A 23,686-nucleotide genomic window follows, 5' to 3' on the forward strand; every position below is an offset into this window, starting at 1 on the left:
TTTTAGCCTGTACGGCCAGGCCTGCCGCTTCCCGCCTGCCGCCGGATCAGACGATCTCGGCTTCGCCTTCCTTCTTGACCGGCTTGACCAGGTCTTCGCGCTTGACGCCCATCCACATGGCCAGCGCGGCGGCCACGAACACCGACGAGTAGATGCCGAACCAGATGCCGATGGTGAGCGCCAGGGCGAAGTAGTGCAGAGACGGGCCGCCGAAGAACAGCATGGCCAGCACCATGATCTGCGTGGAGCCGTGGGTGATGATGGTGCGCGAGATGGTCTGCGTGATGGCGCTGTCGATGACTTCGACCACGCTCGCCTTGCGGTACTTGCGGAAGTTCTCGCGGATCCGGTCCATGATGACCACGGACTCGTTCACCGAGTAGCCCAGCACCGCCAGCACGCCCGCCAGCACGGCCAGCGAGAACTCCCACTGGAAGAAGGCGAAGAAGCCCAGGATGATGACCACGTCGTGCAGGTTGGCGACCACGCCGGCCAGGGCGAACTTCCATTCGAAGCGCAGTCCCAGGTACACCACGATGCCCAGCACCACCACCAGCAGCGCCATCAGCCCGTTGTGCAGCAGTTCCTGGCCGACCTGCGGTCCCACGAACTCGACGCGGCGCAGCTCGACCGACGGATCGGCCGCCTTCAGCCCCTGCATCACGGTCTCGCTTTGCGTGGCCGAGGTCTGGCCCTCGGTCAGCGGCAGGCGGATCATGACGTCGCGCGAGGTGCCGAAGTTGGCCACCTGGAAGTCGCTGTAGCCCAGCTTGGAAACGGCGGTGCGCACGCTGTCCAGCTGCACGGTCTGCGCATACGTGACTTCCATGACCGTGCCGCCGGTGAACTCGATGGACAGGTGAAAGCCGCGCGTGACGATGAAGAACACCGCCGCCAGGAACGTGACCAGGCTGATGATGTTCAGCACCAGCGCGTTGCGCATGAACGGGATGGTGCGGTGAATCCGGAAGAATTCCATGTCTAGGTCCTACCTCACTTGACGGCCGGCGCGTTGCCGCCGGCGTCTTTCTTGACTGCACCCTTGCCCGAGCCGTTTCCAGCGGTTTTTTCCGTATTCGGCCGCCATACGGTGCCGATCGAGATGCTGGTCAGCTTGCGCTTGCGGCCATACCAGAGGTTGGCCAGGGCGCGCACGCCCACCACCGACGAGAACATCGAGGTGAGAATGCCCAGGCAGTGCACTACCGCGAAGCCGCGGATCGGGCCCGACCCGAAGGCCAGCAGCGCCAGGCCGACGATGAGCGTGGTGAGGTTCGAGTCGAGAATCGTGCCCCAGGCGCGTTCGAAGCCGTGGTGGATGGCCTGTTGCGGAGTGGCCCCGCTGCGCAGTTCCTCGCGGATGCGCTCGTTGATCAGCACGTTCGAGTCGATGGCCATGCCCAGGGTGAGCGCGATGGCCGCGATGCCGGGCAGCGTCAGCGTGGCCTGCAGCATGGACAGCAGCGCCAGCAGGAACAACACGTTCATCGTCAGGCCGATGGCCGAGAACACCCCGAACAGGTGGTAGTAGACGATGATGAACACCGCGATGGCCAGGAAGCCGTACAGCGTGGAGTCGAAGCCCTTGGCGATGTTGTCGGCGCCCAGGCTGGGGCCGATGGTGCGTTCCTCGATGATCGACATGGGCGCGGCCAGCGAGCCGGCGCGCAGCAGCAGCGCGGTGTCGGCGGCTTCCTCGGCGGTCATGCTGCCCGAGATCTGCACCTGGCCGCCGCCGATTTCGCTGCGGATGACGGGCGCGGTGACCACTTCCCCCTTGCCGTTCTCGAACAGCAGGATGGCCATGCGCTTGCCGATGTTGTCGCGCGTGACGTCGCGGAAGATGCGCGCGCCCTTGCTGTCCAGCGTGAGGTGCACGGCGGCCTGCTGGGTCTGCTGGTCGCGGCCCGGCTGGGCGTCCTGCAGGTTCTCGCCGGTCAGCACGACCTGGCGGCGCACCAGCACGGGCGAGCCGTCGCGGTCGGTGTAGCGTTCCAGGCCGAAGGGCACGGTGCCGCCCGCGAGCGCGCTCATCGCGGCGGGCGAGTCGTCGACCATGCGGATCTCGAGCGTGGCGGTGCGGCCCAGCAGTTCCTTGGCCTTGGCCACGTCCTGCACGCCGGGCAGCTGCACGATGATGCGGTCGGCGCCCTGCTGCTGGATGACCGGTTCGGCCACGCCGAGTTCGTTGATGCGGTTGTGCAGGGTGTTGATGTTCTGCTTGAGCGCGTTGTCCTGCACGCGGGTGATGGCGGCGGGGCTGAGCTGCCCCACCAGCTGCGGACGCCCGCCCTCGTCGGCGTTGGCAAGGGTCAGTTCGGTGAGGCGGCCGCGCAGCGCATCCAGCGCGCGGCCGCGATCGTCTTCATTGGCGAAGTTGGCCACCACCGACATGCCCGATCGTTCGACGCCCGCGACGTTGACCTTCTGGTCGCGCAGCACGCTGCGCACTTCGGTCGCCAGTGAGTCGTAGCGGGCCGTCAGGGCGCCCTGCATGTCGACCTGCAGCAGGAAGTGCACGCCGCCGCGCAGGTCCAGGCCCAGGTACATGGGCCGCGGCTCGAACCAGCCCAGCGCGCGCATCCAGGTGGGCGAGGCGGGCAGCAGGTTCAGCGCGACGGTGTAGCGCGGATCGGCGGGGTCGGTGTTCAGCGCGCGATCCAGCACGTCGCGGGCGTGCAGCTGCACGTCGGTCGACGGAAAACGCGCGCGGATGGTGCCCAGCGTGCCGTTCAGTTCGTAATAGACGCTGGTGGACTCGATCTTGGCATCGGCCAGGATCTGGTTGATCTGTTCCAGCATGGCCGGTTCGACCTTGACGGTCGCCTTGGCGCTGGATACCTGCACGGCGGGAGACTCGCCGTAGAAGTTGGGCAGCGTATAGAGCAGGCCGATCACGACCGCAACCAGGACCGTGATGTATTTCCAGAGGGGATAGCGGTTCATTGCCGGCGATTCGAGCGTGATGAAGACGAAAGGCCCCGCATGCGGGGCCTGATGTGATGCTTAGAGGGCCTTGATGGTTCCCTTGGGCAGCACGGTCGTCACCGAGGTCTTCTGCATGATGACTTCGACGGGCTTGTCGGCCAGTTCGCCGACTTCGACGGTGACGTAGCTGTCGGTCACCTTGGACACCCTGCCCAGCATGCCGCCGGCGGTGACGACTTCGTCGCCCTTGGCCAGCGCGGCCACCATGTTGCGATGTTCCTTCTGGCGCTTCATCTGCGGACGGATCATCAGGAAATAGAGGATCACGAACATCAGCACGATGGGCAGCATACCCATCAGCGCGTTGCCTTCCGGAGCGGCGGCCTGGGCCAGGACGAGGCCGGCGGTGTCGATTGCGGACATGGTGTACTCCTGCAAAATCAGTTTGTTTTGAATGGCGTGGTGATGGATCTGCGGCTATGGTCGATTGATCTACCGGCCGGTCCCGGAAGTTTCCCCGGGGTCCGTTCCACATTTTTGGCGCCCTGTTCCCGCGCGAGCCATTGAACAGGGCAAGCCGGCTATTGTAGCGAGGTTGCCCCGCCGGCGCGCGGCATCGCCGACGCCGGGGGGTGGGACCATGCTGCGTATAATGACTGCGCATGCTGAATGCGCATGCCACGCCACAAACCACCCTACGGACGCAGCCGCCACATGATCGACGCCCCGGCCAAGGCCGCCCCCAAGCGTGCCACCAATATTTCGCTGTCCGTGGATGTATACGAGGATGCGAAGGCGCTCGGCATCAATTTATCGCAGACCTGCGATCAGTTGCTGCGCGAGTTGATTCGCAAACAGAAGGCGCAACGCTGGGCCCAGGAAAACGCCGAGTTCATCGACGCTTACAACCGCTTGTCCGAAAGCGAGGGCCTGCCTCTCGACCAGTGGCGCAGCTTCTGACCGCCATGGCGCGCTTCGACGTCTACCGCAATCCGGGCGCGCATGCCGCCACCACGCCTTTCCTGCTCGACGTGCAAAGTGAGCACCTGGCGCCGTTGAATACCCGCGTCGTGGTTCCGCTGCGCCTGCTCGACCGCTTCCCGGACCTGCGCATGCCGCAAGACCTGATGCCGGTCTTCGACATCGATGGCCAGCAGTGCTTCCTGGATACGCCAAAGCTGGCCGCGGTGCCTTGGCGCGAGCTCGGCGCTCCGGTCGACTCGTTGAAAGCCGAGCATGACCGCATCGTCGGCGCTCTGGATCGCTTGTTCGGATCTTTCTGAGACCGGAACCCGCCCCGCGCGAGACGCCGGGACCCGCGCGCAAGGGCGCCCGGGTCAATCCGGGTCACGGAACCGGAGCCGCCGCTAATCGACCCCGCGCGCCCGGTCGGCGGCGAATTGCGCGCGCCAGGCGTCGAATCGGCCCTCGGCGATGGCGGTGCGCATCTGGTCCATCAGGTCCAGGTAGAAATGCAGATTGTGCAGCGTGTTCAGGCGCGCGCCCGTGATTTCGTTGGCGCGCTGCAGGTGATGCAGGTACGCGCGCGAGAAGTGGCGGCAGGTGTGGCAGGCGCAGGTCGGATCCAGCGGACGCGTGTCGTCGCGATAGCGGGCATTGCGGATCTTCAGGTCGCCGTAGCGCGTGAACAGCCAACCGTTGCGCGCGTTGCGCGTGGGCATCACGCAGTCGAACATGTCCACGCCGCGCGACACGCCCTCGACCAGGTCTTCGGGCGTGCCCACGCCCATCAGGTAGCGCGGGGCGTCGGTCGGCAGGCGCGGCGCCACGTGGGCCAGGATGCGCTGCATGTCTTCCTTGGGCTCGCCCACCGACAATCCGCCGATGGCATAGCCATGGAAGCCGATCTCGCGCAGGCCTGCCAGCGATTCGTCGCGCAGCGTCTCGTACATGCCGCCCTGCACAATGCCGAACAGCGCGTTGGGATTGCCCAGGCGGTCGAATTCGTCGCGCGAGCGGCGCGCCCAGCGCAGCGACATGCGCATCGAGCGGGCCGCCTCCTCGGCGGTGGCGGGCCGGCCGTCGATCTCGTAGGGCGTGCATTCGTCGAACACCATGACGATGTCCGAGTTCAGCGACCGCTGGATGCGCATCGACTCTTCCGGCGTCAGGAACAGACGCGTGCCGTCGATGGGCGACGCGAACTTCACGCCTTCTTCCGTGATCTTGCGCATGCCCTGCAGGCTGAAGACCTGGAAGCCGCCCGAGTCGGTGAGGATGGGCTTGTCCCACTGCATGAAACCGTGCAGGCCGCCATGCGCCTCCATGATGTCGGTGCCGGGGCGCAGCCACAGGTGGAAAGTGTTGCCCAGCACGATCTGCGAGCCGACTTCCTTCAGCTCGTGCGGCAGCATGGCCTTGACGCTGCCATAGGTGCCCACGGGCATGAAGATCGGCGTTTCCACCGTGCCGTGGTTGAGGGTGACGCGGCCGCGGCGCGCGGCGCCGTCGGTGGCCAGCAGTTCGAAGCGCAATCCGGTCATGGGCGGGGAGTTTCGATGAACATGGCGTCGCCATAGCTGAAGAAGCGGTAGCGCTGGGCCACCGCGTGCGCATAGGCGCGGCGGATGGGTTCCATCCCGGCCAGGGCCGACACCAGCATCAGCAGCGTCGATTGCGGCAGGTGGAAGTTGGTCAGCAGCGCGTCCACGGCGCGGTAGCGATAGCCGGGCGTGATGAACAGGCGCGTGTCGCCCTGGGCCGCTTCCAGCGGCCGGGCGGCGCCCGGTTCGGCGCCCGACTGCGCCGCGGCCGACTCGAGCGCGCGCACGCTGGTCGTGCCCACGGCCACCACGCGGCCGCCACGGGCGCGCGCAGCCGCCACGGCGTCAGCGGTCTCTTGCGGGACGGTGTACCACTCGGCATGCATCACGTGGTCCTGCAGGTTGTCCACGCGCACTGGCTGGAAGGTGCCCGCGCCCACGTGCAGGGTGACGAAGGCCCGCTGCACGCCCAGCGCGGCCAGGCGCTCGAGCATGGGCTGGTCGAAATGCAGGCCGGCCGTGGGCGCGGCCACGGCGCCCGGCTGGCGCGCATAGACCGTCTGGTAGCGGCTGTCGTCGTCCGCCTCGGCGGCGTGAGTGATGTAGGGCGGCAGCGGCGTGGCCCCGTGCGCATCGAGCAGGTCGAGGACGGGCTGGGGAAAGCGCAGGTCGAACAGTTCGCCCTCGCGGCCCAGCACCTCGGCCTCGAAGGCGTCGGCCAGGCGCAGCGTCGTGCCGGGACCCGGCGACTTGCTGGCGCGCACGTGGGCCAGGGCACGCGTGGGTTCGACCAGGCGTTCGACCAGCACCTCGACCTTGCCGCCGCTGCCGGCCTTGTGGCCGGTCAGGCGCGCCTTGATGACGCGGGTGTCGTTGAAGACCAGCAGGTCGCCCGCGCGCAGCAGGCCGGCCAGGTCCGGAAAGCGCAGATCATGCAGCCGGCCGGCATCGTCCAGGTGCAGCAGGCGGCTGCCTCCGCGCTCGGGCGCCGGGTGCTGCGCGATCAGCTCGGGCGGCAGTTCGTAGTCGAAGTCGGATAGGGTGAGGGGGGCGGACACGGGGTCGGGCAAGCGGGAAACAACCCGCTATTGTATGTCGGGCGGCGGACGCACCGCCCGACATACGGCGGGCGCGGCGACCCGCCGCCGTGCGGCGTGCCGCCCTGTCAGGTCCCGACCGGCCCGAAGCCGAACAGCGCGGCCGGGTTGTCCACCAGGACGCGCCGGCGCGTATCCGCATCGGGCGCATAGCGGTAGAACAGCTCCAGCAGGTCGCCGTCGTTGGGCGGCCGCCTGGTCGAAACCGGGTGCGGCCAGTCGGTGGACCACACCACCCGATCCGGCGCGGCCTGGATGTACGCCTGCGCCAGCGGCACCGCGTCGTCCCACGGTGCGCCCTGGCGCGACAGCTTGTGGCCGTTGGACAGCATCAGCCAGAAGTTGCCGCGGCCCAGCAGCTCGATCACCTTGCGCACCGTCGGTCCGTCCAGTCCTTCGGACAGATCGGGACGGCCCATGTGGTCGATCAGCACGGGGATGTCGAGGTCCTCGTACAGGGCCACCGCGTCCAGGATGCCTTCGTTGCCCGGCTGGATCTTCATGTACCAGCCCAGCTCGCGCAGGCGCGCCGCCGAATTGGCCAGGGCCTCGGGGGTGGGCATCATGTTCAGGCTGCGCAGGAAGTTGAAGCGCGCGCCACGCACGCCGGCGTCGTGCAGGCGCTGCAGCTCGGCTTCCGAGGCCGTGTCCAGCGTCTTGCCGATGGTGCAGCCGCGATAGCCCGGGCCGGCCAGCGCCAGCGCGTCCAGCATTGCGCTGTTGTCGGTGCCATAGGTGGTGGGCTGCACGATCACGCCTCGCGTGATGCCCAGCGTGCGATGCATGCGCATCGCCTCCTCGAAGGTGGCGTGCGGCATTTCGTACCCGGCGTCCGGGCGCACAGGATAGCGCTCGCGCGGGCCGAACACGTGGAACTGCGCGTCGCACGCGCCGGGCGGCGGCGGCTCGGCGGGCGCGCGCGGGTTCGGGTCGAACGGGAAGTACTGTGTCATGGAACCGTCCTCATGTTTGCGCGCCGTCGCCCAGCACCGCCATGAAATCGGCCTGGATCAGCCTGGGGCCTTCCAGGTCCGCGCCCGGCGGGGTGTGCCGGGCGGGCCGGTCTTCGGGATCGGGGAACATCGCCAGCCATTCGCGGTTGAGCGCCGTCTTGTCGTTGCGGTCCTTCAGCCAGACCGTCATCTTGATGATGTCGGCCGTGGCGCCGCCGGCCGCCTCGACGATGGCGCGCACCTGCGCGAACAGCAGGCGGCACTGTTCGTCGAGCGAATCGGGAAACTCGCCCGTGGCGGGATCGTTGCCGTTGATGACTCCGGTCACCAGCAGGCTGCCGATGCGGCAGGCCGCCGGGATCGGCGCGCGGTGCGACGCGCCGTCGACGTAGATGCTGTGGCGTTTCTTCATGGGTCCTCGATCATTCGGCCGTGATGTTCGCGCGGCGGATGACCTCGCTCCACTTGGCCGTCTCGGCATCCAGAAAGCGCGTGGTCTCTTCCGGCGACAGGCCGTGCGGGATGGCGTGACTGTCCGTCAGGCGCTTGGCCACGTCCGGTTCGGCCAGCACTTCGCGCGTGGCGGCGGCCAGCGCGTCGACCACCGCCTTGGGCGTGTCCTTGGGGGCGACCAGCGCGGTGTAGGTCACCGCTTCGTAGTCCTTATAGCCCAGTTCCTTCATGGTGGGCACGTTGGGCAGCATGGGCACGCGTTCGCTGGAAGCCACGGCCAGCGGACGCAGCTTGCCGCTGGTGTAGTACGGCATGGCCACGGTGGTCTGTTCGAACGAGAACAGCACCTGCCCGCCGATCAGGTCGGTGATCTCGGGCGCGTTGCCGCGGTAGTGGGCGGTGTCCCACTTCACGCCGGACTGCAGCTGCAGCAGTTCAGAGGCCAGGTGGTTGATGGTGCCGGCCCCCGGCGAACCCATTACCATCGGTTCGGCCTTGGCCTTGGCCAGCAGTTCGTCCACCGAGTTCACCGTGAGCTTGGGGCTGGCCGTCAGTACCACCGGCGACAGCGCGATCGTGCTGATGGGCTGGAAAACCTGCTTCCACTGGTACATCGGTTTGGCAAAGACCAGCTCGGCGATCTGCAGCGGGCCGTTGGACGAAACGAACAGCGTATAGCCGTCGGGCGTCGAGCGTGCCACATAATTGCCGCCGATCTGGCCGCCAGCGCCGGCCTTGTTCTCAACGACGAAGGTCTGCTTGAACTTCCGGCTCAGCGCTTCGGCCAGAATGCGTGCCGAGATGTCGACGTTGCCGCCCGGAGGGTACGGAACGACCAGCGTGACCGGTTTGTCGGGATAGCTCTGTGCGGCGGCGGGGCCGGCCAGCGGCAGGGTCAGCGCCAGGGCGGCGGAAAACAGGGCAAGGCGATGGTTCATCTGTGTTTCTCCAGGTGAAAAATCTGTAGCTATTTTTCTCCATAAATGAGACAGAATTACGATATTTTTTCGATCACCTGGAAAAGAGCAATAGAGCGGATGGGAATGCTGAAACGTTGGCTGGCGGCCGTGGGGTTGGCGCTGTTCGCCTGCCAGGGCCAGGCGCAGGCGCTGCCGCCGGAGCTGTCGGCGATCTGGAAGAAGACCGGCCTGCCGGACAGTTCGCTGTCCCTGGTCGTGCAGGAAGTGGACGGACAGCGGCTGGCGGCCATCAACTCCGCCACCTCGCGCAACCCCGCCTCGGTGATGAAGCTGGTCACCACATGGGCCGCGTTGTCCGAATTGGGGCCGAACTACATCTGGCGCACCGAACTGCTGGCCGAGCCGGGCGCCCGCCCCGACGCCCGCGGCGTGCTGCCCGGCCCGCTGTACCTGCGCGCCGGCGGCAACCCTCAGCTGATGCTGCAAGACCTGTGGACGCTGCTGCGCGACCTGCGGCTGCGCGGGGTGAAGCAGGTCGGCGACCTGGTCATCGACCGCAGCATCTTCGGCCAGGTGGGCATCGATCCCGGCGCCTTCGACGGCGCGCCGGACCGTGCCTATAACGCCAGTCCCGACGCATTGATGGTGGGCTTCGGTGCGGTGCGCCTGCTTTTCGTGCCGGACCCCGCCGCGCGGCAGTGGGTGCCCTACGTCGACCCGCCGCTGCCCGGCTTGCGCATCGAGGGCAATGTCGAATGGAGCGACGTGCGCTGCCCGGGGCCGCCCGTGGTGACGACCGACCCGGTCGTCACGCAGCAGGGCGTGGCCGTGCGCGTGGGCGGCAAGGTGGCCGGATCGTGCGGCGAATTCGCCTTGTATCGACTTGCCATGTCGCAGCCCGAGTACGCCACGGCGGTGTTCCGCCAGCTGTGGACCGACCTGGGCGGCAAGTTCACCGGACAGGTGCGCGCGGGCCTCGTGCCGCCCGACGCCGTGCTGCTGACGGCCCACGAGTCCCAGCCGCTGGGCGAGATCATCCGCACGATCAACAAGCGCAGCAACAACGTGATGGCGCGCACGCTGCTGCTGACCCTGGGCGCGGAGCGCGGCGCGCGCCCGGCCACGGTGCAGAGCAGCGACATGGTCGCGCGTTCGCTGCTCGAGGCGCAGGGCCTGAAAATGCCGGAACTCGTCATCGACAATGGCGCCGGCCTGGCGCGCGAGGCCCGCGTCTCGGCCGAGAGCCTGGCCGCGCTGCTGATGCACGCGTGGACCTCGCCCTACATGCCCGAGTTCATGTCGTCGCTGGCGATCTCCGGCGTGGACGGCACGGTGCGCCGCCGCCTGCGCGGCAAGGACGGCGAGGGCATGGCGCACCTGAAGACGGGCTCGCTGCGCGACGTGCGCGCGATCGCTGGCTACGTGCTGGGAGCCAGCGGCAAGCGCTACATCGTGGTCAGCATGGTCAACCACGAGCAGGCGGCAGCCGTGCGCTCGTTCAACGATGCGCTGATCGGCTGGCTGGCCGAACAGTAGACGACGGGCAGGCCGCTCAGGCCCGGGTGCGCGGCCTCGCGCCCCGCGCCGCCGTTGCGGGCGGGTTGGGTTACCATGCCGCCCCGCGCGCCAAACGCGCTACGATAATCTGCCGCTCGCGCCAGGCGGCGCCCCGCCGCACCGTACCACTGGAGATGCCGCACATGCCCGTGCACGAAATCCGCCATCCGCTGATCCGCCACAAGCTCGGCATCATGCGTCGCGCCGACCTCAGCACCAAGAGCTTCCGGGAACTGTCCCAAGAGGTGGGCGCGCTGCTGACCTACGAGGCGTCCAAGGACATGCCCCTGACCGAGGCCGAGGTCGAGGGCTGGTGCGGCACGGTGAAGGTCGAGAAGATCGCCGGCAAGAAAGTGACCGTGGTGCCCATCCTGCGCGCCGGCATCGGCATGCTGGACGGCGTGCTCAGCCTCATCCCGGGCGCCAAGGTCAGCGTGGTGGGCGTGGCCCGCAACGAAGAAACCCTGCAGGCGCACACCTACGTCGAACGCCTGGTGGGCGAACTGGACCAGCGCCTGGCGCTGATCGTCGATCCCATGCTGGCCACCGGCGGATCGATGCTGGCCACCATCGACATGTTGAAGCGCGCGGGCTGCCGCGAGATCCGCGCGCTGGTGCTGGTCGCCGCGCCGCAGGGCGTCGAGGCCGTGCTGTCGCAACATCCCGACGTGCACATCTACACGGCGTCCATCGACGAGCGCCTCAACGAGAACGGCTACATCATCCCCGGCCTGGGCGACGCGGGCGACCGGATTTTCGGTACGAAGCAGAAGGGCGAGTAGGGCGCCAGCGCAGTAAGGGCTAGCCGGCGGTGCTGCCGAACCAGTGCAGCTTGTCGGCGAGCCCCGCCACCTCTCCCACGATCAGCAGCGCGGGGGCATGCACCTGGTGAGTCCGGGCCAGGGCCGCCATGTCGGCCAGCTTGCCCGCGACCACGCGCTGCTCCGGCCGGCTGCCGTTCTCCACCAGCGCGAATGGCGTATCCGGCGCGCGGCCATGCGCGACCAGGCGCTCGGCCAGCCGCTCAAGCTGCCCCACGCCCATGTAGAACGCCAGCGTCTGGTGGCTGCGGGCCAGTCCGTCCCAATCCAGCGTGTCCTCGTCCTGGCGGCAGTGCGCGGTCACCAGCCGTACGGACTGCGCATGGTCGCGATGCGTCAGCGGAATGCCTGCGTAGGCCGCGCAGGCCAGCGCCGCGGTGATGCCCGGAACGACCTCATAGCGTATGCCTTGCTCGCGCAGGAATTCGAGTTCCTCGCCGCCCCGGCCGAAGATGAAGGCGTCGCCGCCTTTCAGGCGGACCACGCGCCGGCCGACCCGCGCATGCTCGGCCATCAGCGCATGGATGCGCGCCTGCGTGGCGTCGTGATTCTCGCCGGGCAGCTTGCCCACCGAAATGCGGTCGGCGTCGCGGCGCGCCAGCGCCAGGACGTCGGCGCTGGCCAGGCGGTCGTGCAGGATGACGTCGGCCTCGTTCAAGGCGCGCAGCGCCTTCAACGTCAGCAGGCCGGGATCGCCCGGCCCCGCGCCCACCAGCACCACGCTGCCCGGCTGCTGCGGCCAGCCGCGGTCCAGCGCCTGCTGCAGTTCCGCCTCGGCCTGCGCGGGCTGCTGCTGCCGCAGCCATCCGGCCACGGGGCCGTCCAGCAGCCAGTCGTAGAAGCGGCGGCGCTGGCCCAGGTCGGGCAGGGCGGCGCGGATGCGCGGCCGGTGGCGCGCCGCCAGTTCGGCCAGCGGGCCCAGCGCATGGTCCAGCAGCGATTCCAGGCGCTCGCGCAGGCGGCGCGCCAGCACCGGCGCCACGCCCGAGGATGAGATGGCCAGCACCAGCGGCGAACGGTCCACGATGGCGGGCACCTGGAAGGACGACAGCTCGGCGTCGTCGACCACGTTGCAGAAGATGCGGCGCTCGCGGGCCGCGGCATCCACCGCCGCGTTGACCTCCCGGTCGTCGGTGGCGGCTACCACCAGCCAGGCGTCGTCCAGCCAGGACGCTTCGAAACGGCCGGGCACGTGCACGATGCGGCCATCGGCCGCCTGCCCCGCCAGCTCGGGTTCGAGATCCGGGGCGCCTACACGCACCTCGGCGCCGGCCTCTTGCAGCGCGCGCACTTTGCGGGCGGCCACGCTGCCGCCTCCCACCACCAGCACGCGCCGTCCCTGCAGGTCGGCAAATATCGGAAAGAGCTTCATCGAAAAGGGCCCGGGCGAGCCGGAATGGCCCGCAAAAGCGGCCATCATAGAAAGCGGGGCTACATCTCTACAACTTCTGATTCATTGGATTGATATGGGCCGTGGTTATTAAGCCCTGTCGTCACGTGGCAGAAGCGGCGTTGCTGCACTGCGGCACGAAAACAGTGCGGCCATCATGCGCCTCGCGCACCGGTTATGTGCGTGCCATGCATCGATGCAGCGCCGGATATGCCGGCGGAAAGAGGCAACTGCATGAAAAGAAAGGGAAATCTGATCGGTCTCACACCTGGCATGGCTATTGCTTGATCGGATGTGGGCGGCCGCATGCGGCCCTCCGCTCTGCCATGCAGTAGGAACAAAGGCGTTCCGCAACGTTCTCGGGCCCGGCCCGACGACGTGCGGAGCGCTTTTTTTTTCAATGTTTCTTCCGGAGCCTTGACGATGCCTGCATTCCGCACTCCTTCCATGCCGTCCCGCCCTGGGCCGTCTGCAGCAGATCCGCAACGCCGCCGGTGGCTGGCCGGCGCCGCCCGCGCCGCCGCGGGCGCCGGCTTGCTCGGTTTGGTCGACCCGCTGGTGCGCGCCGGCGCATGGGCAGCGGGCAGCGACGCGCCGGAGACGCCGGAGGTACGCATCGGCTTCATTCCCCTGACCGACTGCGCCTCGGTGGTGATGGCCTCGGTGCTGGGCATCGACAAGAAGTATGGCGTCAGGATCGTGCCCTCCAAGGAGGCTTCGTGGGCGGCCGTTCGAGACAAGCTGCTCAACGGTGAACTCGAACTCGCGCACGTCCTGTATGGCCTGGTGTACGGCCTGCAGATGGGCGTCGGCGGCCCGAGGAAGGACATGGCGGCGCTGATGAGCCTGAATCAGAACGGGCAGTCCATCACACTGTCGCGCCAGTTGCTACAGGCCGGCGCGCGCGATGGCGAGTCCCTGGCCGGGCTGATGGCCAAGGACAAGCGCGACTACGGTTTCGCGCATACGTTTCCCACCGGCACCCATGCGATGTGGCTGTATTACTGGCTGGCCGCCTACGGCATCGATCCGCTGCGCGACGTGCGAGCCATCACCGTGCCGCCGCCCCAGATGGTGGCCAACATGCGCGTAGGCAACATGGACGGCTTCTGCGTGGGCGAACCGTGGGGCGCGCGCGCCATCCTGGACAAGATCGGCTTCACGGCCTGCACCACCCAGCAGATATGGCCGGATCACCCCGAGAAGGTACTGGGCGCCACGGCCGAGTTCGTGCAGCGCAATCCCAACACGGCGCGCGCCGTCACCGCGGCGATCATCGAGGCGGGCCAGTGGATCGACGCATCGCCCGAGAACCGCCGCAAGACCGCCGAGACGATCGCCGCGCGCGCCTACGTCAACACCGATGCCGCGGGCATCATCGACCGCATGCAGGGCCGCTACGACGACGGCGCCGGCCGGCAGTGGGACGACGAACATCCCATGCGCTTCTACGGCGGCGGCGAGGCCAGCTTCCCGTACCTCAGCGACGGCATGTGGTTCCTGACGCAGCAGAAGCGCTGGGGCCTGCTGAAAGACCACCCCGACTATCTGGCGGTGGCGCGGCAGGTCAACCGCATCGACGTGTACAGGCAGGCGGCCCAGGCGGCCGGCGCAACGCTGCCCGCCACTGAAATGCGCAAATCCACTTTGATCGACGGCACCGTGTGGGACGGCGGCAATCCCGCGGCCTATGCCGACGGCTTCAAGATAAAGGCGGCCTGACATGTCCCACTCCGTACAACAGACCCTGTCCGCGTCCGCCATGCCGCGCACAGCCGTTCCCGTGCGCACACCCTTTCTGCGCGAGGCCTTCGAGCCCGCTGCGCGCCGCGTGCTGGGGGCGCTGGCCGGTTTCGCGGTGTTCGTGCTCGCCTGGCAATGCATCGCGCTGCTGGTGCCCGAAATACCCACGCCGGGCAAGACCTGGGATGCGGCCGCGCGCCTGTTCGCCGATCCGTTCTACGACAACGGCCCCAACGACAAGGGCGTGGGATGGAACGTGCTTGCCTCGCTGCGGCGCGTGGGCCTGGGATTCGGGCTGGCCGCGCTGGTCGGCATCCCGGCCGGCTTCATCATGGGCCGCTATGCCGTGGCCGGCGCCATGGCGTCTCCCATCGTCAGCCTGCTGCGTCCCGTGTCGCCGCTTGCGTGGCTGCCCCTGGGCCTGCTGCTGTTCAAGGCCGCCGATCCCGCCGCCATCTGGGCCATCTTCATCTGTTCGATCTGGCCCATGGTCATCAACACCGCCGCCGGCGTGGCGCGGGTGCCGCAGGATTACCTGAACGTGGCGCGCGTGCTCAACCTGTCGGAATGGAAGGTGGTCACCCGCGTGCTGCTGCCGGCCGTGCTGCCTCACATCCTGACGGGCGTGCGGCTGTCCATCGGCACCGCCTGGCTGGTGATCGTGGCCGCGGAGATGCTGACCGGCGGCACGGGCATCGGCTTCTGGCTGTGGGACGAATGGAACAACCTGAAGGTGGAACACATCGTCGTCGCCATTTTCGTGATCGGCGTCGTCGGCCTGCTGCTGGAACTGGCGCTGCTGCGGTTGGCGCGCCGATTCGCATACGTCGAGGAGTGAGACCATGCAGAAATCCCTGCGCATCGAGAACGTCGGGCAAGTCTTCGTCGCCCGCGGCGAACCCTTCGTGGCCCTGCGCGACATCGACCTGACGGTGGACCCCGGCGAGTTCGTCACGCTGATCGGCCATTCGGGCTGCGGCAAGTCGACACTGTTGAACCTGATCGCAGGCCTGGCGCGGCCCACCTCCGGCGTGCTGCTGTGCGCCGAGCGCGAGATCACCGGGCCGGGGCCCGACCGCGCCATGGTCTTCCAGAACCATTCGCTGCTGCCGTGGCTGACCTGCCTGCAGAACGTCCACCTGGCGGTCGAAAGCGTGTTCGGCGGGCGCGAGAGCCGTGCCCGGCTGACCGAGCGCGCGCAGGCCGCGCTGGATCTGGTGGGACTCTCGGCGGCGCGCGACAAGCTTCCGCGCGAGATCTCGGGCGGCATGAAGCAGCGCGTGGGCATCGCGCGCGCATTGGCCATCGAGCCGCGCGTGCTGCTGATGGACGAGCCGTTCGGGGCGCTGGACGCGCTGACGCGCGCGCACCTGCAGGACGAGCTGCTGCGCATCGTCGCCGAGACGGGCAGTACGGTCGTCATGGTGACTCATGACGTGGACGAGGCTGTGCTGCTGTCCGATCGCATTGTCATGCTGACCAACGGCCCGGCGGCCACCATCGGCGACATCCTGTCCGTAGACCTGCCGCGCCCGCGGGACCGCGTGGCGCTGGCCGGCGACGCCGGCTACCAGGCGTGCCGCGCGGCGGTGGTCGACTTCCTGTATCGGCGCTACGCGCATCCCTCGTCGCGGCAAACGGCCGGGCAGGGCGGCGCGGCAGCGCTGCAGCATGCCTGATGTCCCGCAATGGAAACGACGCCATGAGCACACGGCAAAGACTGGTGGTGGTGGGCAACGGCATGGCCGGCATACGCACGCTGGAAGAACTGCTCGGGCTTGCTCCCGACCTATATGACATCACGGTATTCGGCGCCGAGCCGCATCCCAACTACAACCGCATACTGCTGTCGCCGGTGCTCGCCGGCCAGCAGGCGTTCCAGGACATCGTGCTCAACGACCTGGATTGGTATCGGCGGCACGGCATCGACCTGCGCCTGGACTGCAAGGCGGTTCGCATCGACCGCGCGCGCCGCATGGTGCATGGCGCCGATGGCTCGCAGGCGCCGTACGACCGCCTGCTGCTGGCCACTGGCTCGCGTCCCTACATGCTGCCCGTGCCGGGACGCGATCTGCAAGGCGTGATCGGGTTCCGCGACGCCGCCGACGTCGGCAGGATGATCGCCGCGGCCGAACGCGGCGGCGAGGCGGTGGTGATCGGCGGAGGGCTGTTGGGGCTCGAGGCTGCCAGCGGGCTGGCGGCCCGCGGCATGCGGGTGTCGGTGGTGCATCTCGGGCAGGCGCTACTGGACCGGCAGTTGGACGTGCACGCCGCGCAGTTGCTGCAGCACAGCCTGCAGGCGCGCGGCCTGCGTTTCCTGATGGGACGGCAGACGCAGGCGCTGCTGGACGACGGGAATGGCCATGTGCGCGGCGTGCGCCTGGCCGACGGCGAGGAGATATCCGCCGACCTGGTGGTCATGGCGGTCGGCATCCGACCCGATACCGGGCTTGCCGAACAATGCGGCCTGCGCGTCGATCGAGGCGTGGTGGTCAGCGACACGCTGCAGACCTACGACCCGCGCATCTATGCGGTGGGCGAATGCGCCAGCCATCGCGGCGCGTGCTACGGCCTGGTGGCGCCGCTGTTCGAACAGGCGAGGGTGGCCGCGAACCACCTGGCGCTGCACGGCATCGGCCGCTATCCCGGCAGCGTCACCTCGACCCGGCTGAAGGTCACCGGCGTCGAGCTGTATTCGGCGGGCGATTTCGCGGGTGGAGACGGCGCCGAGTTCATCGTCCTGTCCGACGCTCGTGCCGGCATCTACAAGAAGCTGGTGGTCAAGGACGACCGGCTGGTGGGGGCCTGCCTGTACGGCGACACAGACAACAGCGCCTGGTATTTCCGCCTGATCCGCGAAGGGCAGCCGATCGGCGCGCTGCGCGATGCGTTGATGCTCGGCGAGGACGCCGCCGGCTGCGAACCGGCGCAGCCGGAGGGCGCCGGCCCTTCAGGCGCGCTTGCCTCCTTCAAGGAAGGCGCTGCCACCGGCAGGAGGGCAATCCCGTGATCGAAGCATTGCTGATCTCGTCCGAGCCGCCGTCTGCGGCCGGCGACACGCCCATGCGCACGGTGTCCTCGGTCTGCTGCTATTGCGGCACAGGCTGCGGCGTGCGCGTGCAGGCGAGCGCGGACCGGGTGCTGGCCGTGACGGGCGATCCGGACCATCCGTCCAGCCAGGGCCGGCTGTGCAGCAAAGGCCGTGCGCTGGCCGACACCGTGCGGCGCGACGACGCGCGCGTGCTCCAGGCCGAATGGCGCGCACGGCGCGACGCGGCACGCATTCCGCTGGCGCTAGACGATGCGCTGGACGCGGCGGCCGGACGGTTGGCCGATGCCATCGCGCGGCACGGGCCGGACTCGGTGGGCTTCTACCTGTCGGGCCAATTGCTGACCGAGGACTACGCCGTCTTCAACAAACTGGCGCGAGGGCTGGTCGGCACCAACAACATCGACACGAATTCGCGGCTGTGCATGTCCAGCGCGGTGTCGGCCTACAAGAAGACGCTGGGCGCCGACGCCCCGCCGGCCTGTTACGACGATCTGGAGGCCGCCGACGTCGTGCTGATCGCCGGTTCGAACATGGCGTATGCGCATCCGGTGCTGTTTCGCCGGCTGGAGGCGGCCAAGGCCGCGCGGCCGGACCTGAAGATCATGGTGATCGACCCGCGTCGCACCGACACGGCCGCGTTGGCCGACCTGCACCTGCCCATCGCGCCCGGCACCGACGTGGCGCTGTTCCAGGCCATGCTGCACGTGATGGCGCGCGACGAACTGCTCGACCGGGATTACATCGCGCGCCACACGCAGGGCTTTCCGGCCCTTGCGGCGCGCATCCGCGACTGTACGCCGCGGGCTGCCCAGGCCGTATGCGGCGTGCCCGCGGCGGACATCGAGCAGGCTGCGCGCTGGTTCGGCCGCGCCGGCGCCGCGCTGTCGCTGTACACCATGGGATTGAATCAGTCGTCCAGCGGCACCGCCAAGAACGCCGCGTTGATCCACCTGCATCTTGCCACCGGCCAGATCGGCCGGCCGGGGGCCGGCCCGTTCTCTCTGACCGGACAGCCCAATGCCATGGGCGGGCGCGAGGCGGGCGGCATGGCCACGCTGCTGCCGGGCCATCGCGACCCTGCCGATGCGGCGCACCGCGCGGAAGTCGCCGCGGCCTGGGGCGTGGACCGCCTGCCGGACAAGCCCGGACTGCCGGCCTTGCAGATGTTCGACGCCGTGCTGGACGGGCGCATCAAGGTACTGTGGATCGCGGCCACCAATCCGGCGCAGTCGCTGCCCGACCAGGCGCGCGTGCGCCGTGCGCTGCGGGCGGCCGAGTTCGTCATCGTCCAGGAGGCGTACGCCGACGCCGAGACGCTGGACTATGCCGACCTGGTACTGCCGGCCGCCACCTGGCCGGAGAAAAACGGCACGGTGACCAATTCCGAAAGGCGCATCAGCCGCGTGCGCGCCGCCGTGGCGCCGCCGGGCAGCGCCCGGCCCGATTGGCGCCTGGCCTGCGGCGTGGCGCGCCGGCTGGCCATGCGGATCGCGCCGCACAAGGCTGCGTTGTTCGACTATGCCGGCGAGGCCGAGGTGTTCGCCGAACATGCCCGTCTCACCGCCGGCCGCGACCTGGACTACAGCGCGCTGGACTATGCCGCACTGGAGAGCGGTCCGCGCCAGTGGCCGTTGCGCGACGGCATGGACACCGCGCGGCTGTACGCCGACGGCCGTTTTCCCACGCCGGACGGACGTGCGCGCTTTGTCGACGTCACATACGAGCCGGTGGCCGATGCGGTGTCGAGCGAGTTTCCGCTGCGGCTGACCACCGGCCGGCTGCGCGATCACTGGCACACCATGAGCCGTACCGGCTTGTCCGCCACGCTGGTGCAGCACGTCGAGGAGCCGTGGATTTCGCTGCATCCGCATGACATGCGGGAGCTGGCCCTGGACGAGGACGCGCTGGTGCGGGTACGGTCGCGGCGCGGCGCCATCGTGCTGCCCGCGCGCGCGGACGAGAGCCTCGAGCCCGGGCGCGCCTTTCTGCCCATGCACTGGGGCAGCGGCTTCATGGCCGGTGACGGCGTCAATGCGCTGACCAATCCCGCGCGCGACCCGATATCGCACCAGCCCGAACTGAAGCACAGCGCGGTCTCGGTGGCGGCAGCGCGGCTGCCATGGCAGGCGATGGGATGGCTGCGCGGCGACGCCGCCGCGTTGCGGCGCGCGCTCAGGCCCTGGCTGGCAAGGTTTGCGTACGCGGTGCTGCTGCCCTCGGCGCTTGGAGGCGGCAGCCTGCGGCTGCGCCTGGCCGCCGAGGCGGCGCCGGACGCGGTGCTGTTGCAGGAGCTGGCGCGGGCGTTGCGCCTGTCCCGGCCGGCGGCCGCCTTCGACGATCCCGCACGCGGCATGCTGCGCCGTGCGGGGCTGGACGCAGCGGGGCGCCCGGACGCTTTCATGCTGGCGGGCGACCTGCGTGCGCAATCGGCAATGCTGGCCTGGGCCGACTGCGGGCAGGCCCCGGCAGGGCTGGCGCGCCTGTTGATGGGACGCGGCGCCGCCGTGGCCCGCGGCCGCACCGTCTGCGCCTGCATGGGCGTCAGCGATGCCGCCATCGCTGCCGGCATCGCAGCCGGCCTGGACCTTGACGGGCTCAAGGCGCAGCTGGGTTGCGGCACCGGCTGCGGCTCGTGCGTGCCCGAGATACGCGGCATGCTGCGGCGCCGGATCCCGGCGACCGCTGCAAGCGCCGGCTCGGCTATTTGAAGCCGGCGGCCGGATCCTCGCTTCCGTAGATGCCGCCGCCGCCGTAGTCGCCCTGGATCTCGATCTTGACCTTGCTGGCGTCGATCTCGGGCGCGTCGCCCTTGTAGTGCATCACCAGGCCGGGGAAGGCCATCACCGCCGCCACCATGGCCAGCTGGATCACGATGAACGGCACCGAGCCCCAGTAGATCTGCCCCGTGGTCACCGGCTCGATGGTCTTGCCGGTGACCTTGTCGCGATAGCGGCTCTTCGGCGCGACCGAGCGCAGGTAGAACAGCGCGAAGCCGAACGGCGGATGCATGAACGAGGTCTGCATGTTCACCGCCAGCAGCACGCCGAACCAGATCAGGTCGATGCCGAGCTTGTCGGCCACCGGCCCGAGCAGCGGCACGATGATGAAGGCCAGCTCGAAGAAGTCGAGGAAGAACGCCAGGACGAAGGTCAGCACGCTGACGGCGATGAGGAACCCGTATTCGCCGCCGGGCAGGCCCACCAGCAGGTGCTCCACCCACAGGTCGCCGTTCACGCCGCGGAAAGTCAGGCCGAACACCGTCGAGCCGACCAGGATGAACACCACGAACGTGGACAGCTTCGTCGTGGTGTCCATGGCCTGCTTCAGCAGGGCCAGCGTGAGCCGTCCGCGGCTCACGGCCATGATGATCGCCCCCACGGCGCCCATGGCGCCGCCTTCGGTCGGCGTGGCCACGCCGATGAAGATGGTGCCCAGCACCAGGAAGATCAGGAACAGCGGCGGGATCATCACGAACGTGACGCGCTCGGCCAGCTTGGACAACAGCCCCAGCCTCAACAGCTTGTTGGTACCCGCGATGATGAAGGCGGTCAGGCCCCAGATGAGCAGCGACAGCACGATCTGTTCGTCGACGGGCGCCGTGTCGGATTCGATCAGGTCGGTGATCACGTAGGCCGACAGCGCCGAGATGGTCATCAGCACCACCAGCGAGCGGTCGCCCCGCCGGCCGTTGGGCTCGCGGAAGGCACGCGCCGACTCCGGCAGCGCCGGCGCCGAACCGGGCTTGAGATAGGACACCACCACGACATAGACGATGTAGATGCCGGCCAGCAGGAAGCCCGGCAGGATGGCGCCGCGGTACATGTCGCCGATCGAGCGGCCCAGCTGGTCGGCCAGGATGATCAGCACCAGCGAGGGCGGGATGATCTGCGACAGCGTGCCCGAAGCCGCGATGATGCCCGAGGCCAGCCGCCTGTCATAGCCGTAGCGCAGCATGATGGGCAGCGAGATCAGGCCCATGGAGATGACCGAGGCCGACACCACGCCGGTGGTGGCCGCGAGCATCGCGCCCACGAACACGACCGCGATGGCCAGGCCGCCGCGCACCGTGCCGAACAGCTGGCCGATGGTCTCGAGCAGATCCTCTGCCATGCCGGACCGTTCGAGAATCAGGCCCATCAGGGTGAAGAACGGGATGGCCAGCAGGGTGTCGTTGGCGAGAATGCCGAAGACGCGCTGGGGCAGCGCCTGGAACAGCGAGGCATTCAGCAGGCCCAGTTCCATGCCGATCAGGCCGAACAGGATCCCGTTGGCGGCCAGCGCGAAGGCCACCGGAAAGCCCAGCAGCAGGAACACCACCAGGGTGGCGAACATGATGGGGGCCATGTTGGCGATGAGAAATTCCATGATCAGCGTCCTTTCCCGTCGCGTTGGTCCACGGCGTGCGGATCCACGTCCGGGAGGCCGGCCGCGCGGGCTTCGCGCTGGCGGGCTTCCTCGGCGATCTCCTGCGCCAGCGCCTCTTCGGCCGACAGGCCTTCATCGCGCGCGCCCGGGTCGGCGCAGCGCCCCATCAGGAAGCCCACGCACTTGATCAGGTGCGACAGGCCGGCCAGCACCAGCAGCGCGAAACCGACCGGGATCAGCAGCTTCACGGGCCAGCGCACCAGCCCACCCGGATTGGAGGACTGCTCGTTGGTGAGATAGGAATCCATGAACATGGGCCAGGACAGCCAGAGGATCAGCAGGCAGGCCGGCATCAGGAAGAAGACGACGCCGAAGATTTCGATGTAGAGCTGCGTGCGGCGCGACAGGCGCGAGGACAGCACGTCCACGCGCACGTGTTCGTTGCGCAGCAGGGTGTAGCCGGCCGCCAGCAGGAACAGCGCGCCGAACAGATACCACTGCAGTTCCAGCCACGCGTTGGAACTGGTGTTGAAGACTTTTCTGACGACGGCATTGCCGGCGCTGACGAGCACGACGATCAAGGTCAGCCACGTCACCGCGCGGCCTACGGCCGTGTTGATCGCGTCGATCAACCGGGATAGGGCAAGCAGGGCGTTCATGATGATCCGGTCCGCGGGACGGACGAAGGGATGAGGGGGGATGCAGGAACCTGAGGGCATGAGGCGCGCCGCCGCGCGGCGGCGCGCCCAAGCCGCGGCGCTTACTTGCCGCGGCCGATGGTGCCCATGTAGCTGTCGTAGCTGCCTTCGGCGACGCGGAACCACGGCAGTTCGTTGTCGCGGAAATCGCGCATGCTCTCGTACACCTTCTTGAACATCGGGCTCTTGCCGCTCAGTTCGTCATAGAGCTTGACGGCTTCTGCGTAGCACGCGTCCAGCACGGGCTTGGGGAAGGGCTTGAGCTGCGCGCCGCCCGCGATCAGGCGCCGCAGCGCGGCCGGGTTCTCGGCGTCGTACTTGGCGATCATGTCGTTGGTGGCGGCGGCGCAGGCCTGCGCCAGCACGGCCTGGTAGTGCTTGGGCAGCTTGCCGTAGGCGTCCTGGTTGACGTACAGCGACACCTGCAGCGTGCCTTCCCACCAGCCCGGGAAGTAGTAGTGCGGGGCCACCTTGTTGAAGCCCAGCTTCTCGTCGTCGTAGGGGCCGATCCATTCGGCCGCGTCGATCGTGCCCTTTTCCAGCGCGGGATAGATGTCGCCGCCGGCGATCTGCTGCGGCACCACGCCCAAGCGCGACAGGACGGCGCCGGCGAAGGCGCTGACGCGGAACTTCAGGCCCTTCAGGTCCTCGACGGTCTTGATCTCTTTGCGGAACCAGCCGCCCATCTGCGTGCCGCTGTAGCCGCACGGGAAATTGACGATGTTGTAAGCCTTGAACACTTCGCGCATCAGCGACAGGCCGTCGCCATGGCGCATCCAGGCGTTCATCTGGCGCGTGTTCAGGCCGAACGGCACGGCGGCGTCGAAGCTCAGGACCGGGTCCTTGCCGTAGTAGTAATACGAAGCGCTGTGGCCGGCCTCGATAGTGCCGTTCTGCACGCCGTCGAGCACCTGCAGGGCCGGGACGATTTCGCCGGCCGGAAAGGTGCGGATGGTGAACTTGCCATTGGTGGCCTCGGAGACATACTTGCCCACGCTTTCGCCGCCCGAATAAATGGCGTCGGCGCTGCGCGGGAAGCTCGACGCCAGGCGCCACGAGATGGTGGGGGAATCTTGGGCGATGGCCGGTGCGGCGAGGGTGGCGCTGCCGGCGGCGGCGCCCAGGGTGGCGTGTTTGAGGAACGAACGGCGCTGCATGGAAAGTGTCTCCTGGCTGGCTTGGGTAAGCACGGTATGGACTGCTAC

The 23,686-nt window shown here is 68.4% G+C and carries 20 protein-coding genes and 1 pseudogene; 9 read left to right on the top strand and 12 right to left on the bottom strand.

Going from position 1 to position 23,686, the window contains the following annotated elements; translation table 11 throughout:
* Window positions 1-46: 46 nt before the first annotated feature.
* Genes secF through yajC form a run of 3 tightly spaced genes read right to left on the bottom strand, consistent with a single transcriptional unit; the run spans window position 47 to window position 3,351 of the window.
* Window positions 47-979 (bottom strand): protein translocase subunit SecF, encoded by a 933-nt coding sequence (secF, locus tag CAL15_RS05940; protein WP_086077735.1) that lies wholly within the window; start codon window positions 977-979, stop codon window positions 47-49.
* Between the two features lie 14 nt (window positions 980-993).
* Window positions 994-2,946, bottom strand: coding sequence for a protein translocase subunit SecD (gene secD / locus CAL15_RS05945; RefSeq protein ID WP_086077736.1), 1,953 nt, complete (start codon window positions 2,944-2,946; stop codon window positions 994-996).
* Window positions 2,947-3,006: 60 nt separating this feature from the next.
* Complete coding sequence (yajC, locus tag CAL15_RS05950) at window positions 3,007-3,351, bottom strand: preprotein translocase subunit YajC (protein ID WP_086077737.1); 345 nt, start codon at window positions 3,349-3,351, stop codon at window positions 3,007-3,009.
* Window positions 3,352-3,642: 291 nt separating this feature from the next.
* Between yajC and CAL15_RS05955 the strand changes: the two genes are divergently transcribed.
* Both CAL15_RS05955 and CAL15_RS05960 read left to right on the top strand, forming a co-directional pair.
* A complete protein-coding gene (locus tag CAL15_RS05955; RefSeq protein WP_086077738.1) occupies window positions 3,643-3,888 on the top strand; it encodes a type II toxin-antitoxin system CcdA family antitoxin in 246 nt (81 codons plus the stop codon).
* A 5-nt stretch (window positions 3,889-3,893) separates the two neighbouring features.
* Window positions 3,894-4,211 (top strand): CcdB family protein, encoded by a 318-nt coding sequence (locus CAL15_RS05960; protein WP_086080952.1) that lies wholly within the window; start codon window positions 3,894-3,896, stop codon window positions 4,209-4,211.
* 84 nt (window positions 4,212-4,295) lie between these two features.
* Here CAL15_RS05960 and tgt read toward each other — a convergent pair whose 3' ends face one another.
* From tgt to CAL15_RS05985, 5 genes are all read right to left on the bottom strand, one after another.
* Window positions 4,296-5,432, bottom strand: a complete 1,137-nt coding sequence (tgt, locus tag CAL15_RS05965) for a tRNA guanosine(34) transglycosylase Tgt (protein WP_086077739.1) — start codon at window positions 5,430-5,432, stop codon at window positions 4,296-4,298.
* The gene (gene queA, locus CAL15_RS05970; RefSeq protein WP_086080953.1) at window positions 5,429-6,490 is read right to left on the bottom strand and encodes a tRNA preQ1(34) S-adenosylmethionine ribosyltransferase-isomerase QueA; all 1,062 of its coding nucleotides are present in this window, start codon (window positions 6,488-6,490) and stop codon (window positions 5,429-5,431) included. Before queA ends, tgt begins: the two co-directional genes overlap by 4 nt.
* A 107-nt stretch (window positions 6,491-6,597) precedes the next feature.
* A complete protein-coding gene (locus tag CAL15_RS05975) occupies window positions 6,598-7,482 on the bottom strand; it encodes an amidohydrolase family protein (protein WP_086077740.1) in 885 nt (294 codons plus the stop codon).
* A gap of 10 nt (window positions 7,483-7,492) precedes the next feature.
* Window positions 7,493-7,894, bottom strand: coding sequence for a RidA family protein (locus CAL15_RS05980; RefSeq protein WP_086077741.1), 402 nt, complete (start codon window positions 7,892-7,894; stop codon window positions 7,493-7,495).
* 10 nt (window positions 7,895-7,904) lie between these two features.
* Window positions 7,905-8,873, bottom strand: a complete 969-nt coding sequence (locus CAL15_RS05985; RefSeq protein WP_086077742.1) for a Bug family tripartite tricarboxylate transporter substrate binding protein — start codon at window positions 8,871-8,873, stop codon at window positions 7,905-7,907.
* A 99-nt stretch (window positions 8,874-8,972) separates the two neighbouring features.
* Between CAL15_RS05985 and dacB the strand changes: the two genes are divergently transcribed.
* The gene (gene dacB, locus CAL15_RS05990; protein ID WP_086077743.1) at window positions 8,973-10,391 is read left to right on the top strand and encodes a D-alanyl-D-alanine carboxypeptidase/D-alanyl-D-alanine endopeptidase; all 1,419 of its coding nucleotides are present in this window, start codon (window positions 8,973-8,975) and stop codon (window positions 10,389-10,391) included.
* 164 nt (window positions 10,392-10,555) lie between these two features.
* Window positions 10,556-11,194 carry a uracil phosphoribosyltransferase gene (gene upp, locus CAL15_RS05995; RefSeq protein ID WP_086077744.1) on the top strand — a complete coding sequence of 213 codons (639 nt, stop codon included), beginning with the start codon at window positions 10,556-10,558 and terminating at the stop codon, window positions 11,192-11,194.
* A 19-nt stretch (window positions 11,195-11,213) separates the two neighbouring features.
* On the opposite strand, the gene cysG is transcribed toward upp, so the two are convergent.
* Window positions 11,214-12,605: a siroheme synthase CysG gene (gene cysG, locus CAL15_RS06000; RefSeq protein ID WP_086080954.1), complete on the bottom strand. Its 1,392-nt coding sequence runs from the start codon at window positions 12,603-12,605 to the stop codon at window positions 11,214-11,216.
* A gap of 465 nt (window positions 12,606-13,070) precedes the next feature.
* On the opposite strand from cysG, the gene CAL15_RS06005 reads away from it, so the two are divergent.
* From CAL15_RS06005 to CAL15_RS06025, 5 genes and pseudogenes are all read left to right on the top strand, one after another.
* Window positions 13,071-14,345 (top strand): CmpA/NrtA family ABC transporter substrate-binding protein, encoded by a 1,275-nt coding sequence (locus CAL15_RS06005; protein ID WP_086077745.1) that lies wholly within the window; start codon window positions 13,071-13,073, stop codon window positions 14,343-14,345.
* Window position 14,346: 1 nt separating this feature from the next.
* Window positions 14,347-15,204, top strand: a complete 858-nt coding sequence (gene ntrB / locus CAL15_RS06010) for a nitrate ABC transporter permease (RefSeq protein ID WP_232468128.1) — start codon at window positions 14,347-14,349, stop codon at window positions 15,202-15,204.
* Between the two features lie 4 nt (window positions 15,205-15,208).
* Entirely contained in the window at window positions 15,209-16,045 is an 837-nt protein-coding gene (locus CAL15_RS06015; protein WP_086077746.1) for an ABC transporter ATP-binding protein, read from the top strand.
* A gap of 23 nt (window positions 16,046-16,068) precedes the next feature.
* Window positions 16,069-17,283, top strand: a pseudogene (locus tag CAL15_RS06020) (NAD(P)/FAD-dependent oxidoreductase); the annotation flags it as partial.
* Between the two features lie 146 nt (window positions 17,284-17,429).
* Window positions 17,430-20,126, top strand: coding sequence for a nitrate reductase (locus CAL15_RS06025; protein ID WP_086080956.1), 2,697 nt, complete (start codon window positions 17,430-17,432; stop codon window positions 20,124-20,126).
* Here CAL15_RS06025 and CAL15_RS06030 read toward each other — a convergent pair.
* From CAL15_RS06030 to CAL15_RS06040, 3 genes are all read right to left on the bottom strand, one after another.
* Entirely contained in the window at window positions 20,119-21,783 is a 1,665-nt protein-coding gene (locus CAL15_RS06030) for a TRAP transporter large permease (protein WP_086077748.1), read from the bottom strand. The genes CAL15_RS06025 and CAL15_RS06030 overlap by 8 nt on opposite strands.
* 2 nt (window positions 21,784-21,785) lie before the next feature.
* Window positions 21,786-22,442 (bottom strand): TRAP transporter small permease subunit, encoded by a 657-nt coding sequence (locus tag CAL15_RS06035; protein WP_086077749.1) that lies wholly within the window; start codon window positions 22,440-22,442, stop codon window positions 21,786-21,788.
* A gap of 101 nt (window positions 22,443-22,543) precedes the next feature.
* The gene (locus CAL15_RS06040) at window positions 22,544-23,638 is read right to left on the bottom strand and encodes a TRAP transporter substrate-binding protein (RefSeq protein ID WP_086077750.1); all 1,095 of its coding nucleotides are present in this window, start codon (window positions 23,636-23,638) and stop codon (window positions 22,544-22,546) included.
* Window positions 23,639-23,686 lie beyond the last annotated feature (48 nt).

The sequence above is a fragment of the Bordetella genomosp. 13 genome, from assembly GCF_002119665.1.
Lineage (GTDB): Bacteria > Pseudomonadota > Gammaproteobacteria > Burkholderiales > Burkholderiaceae_B > Bordetella.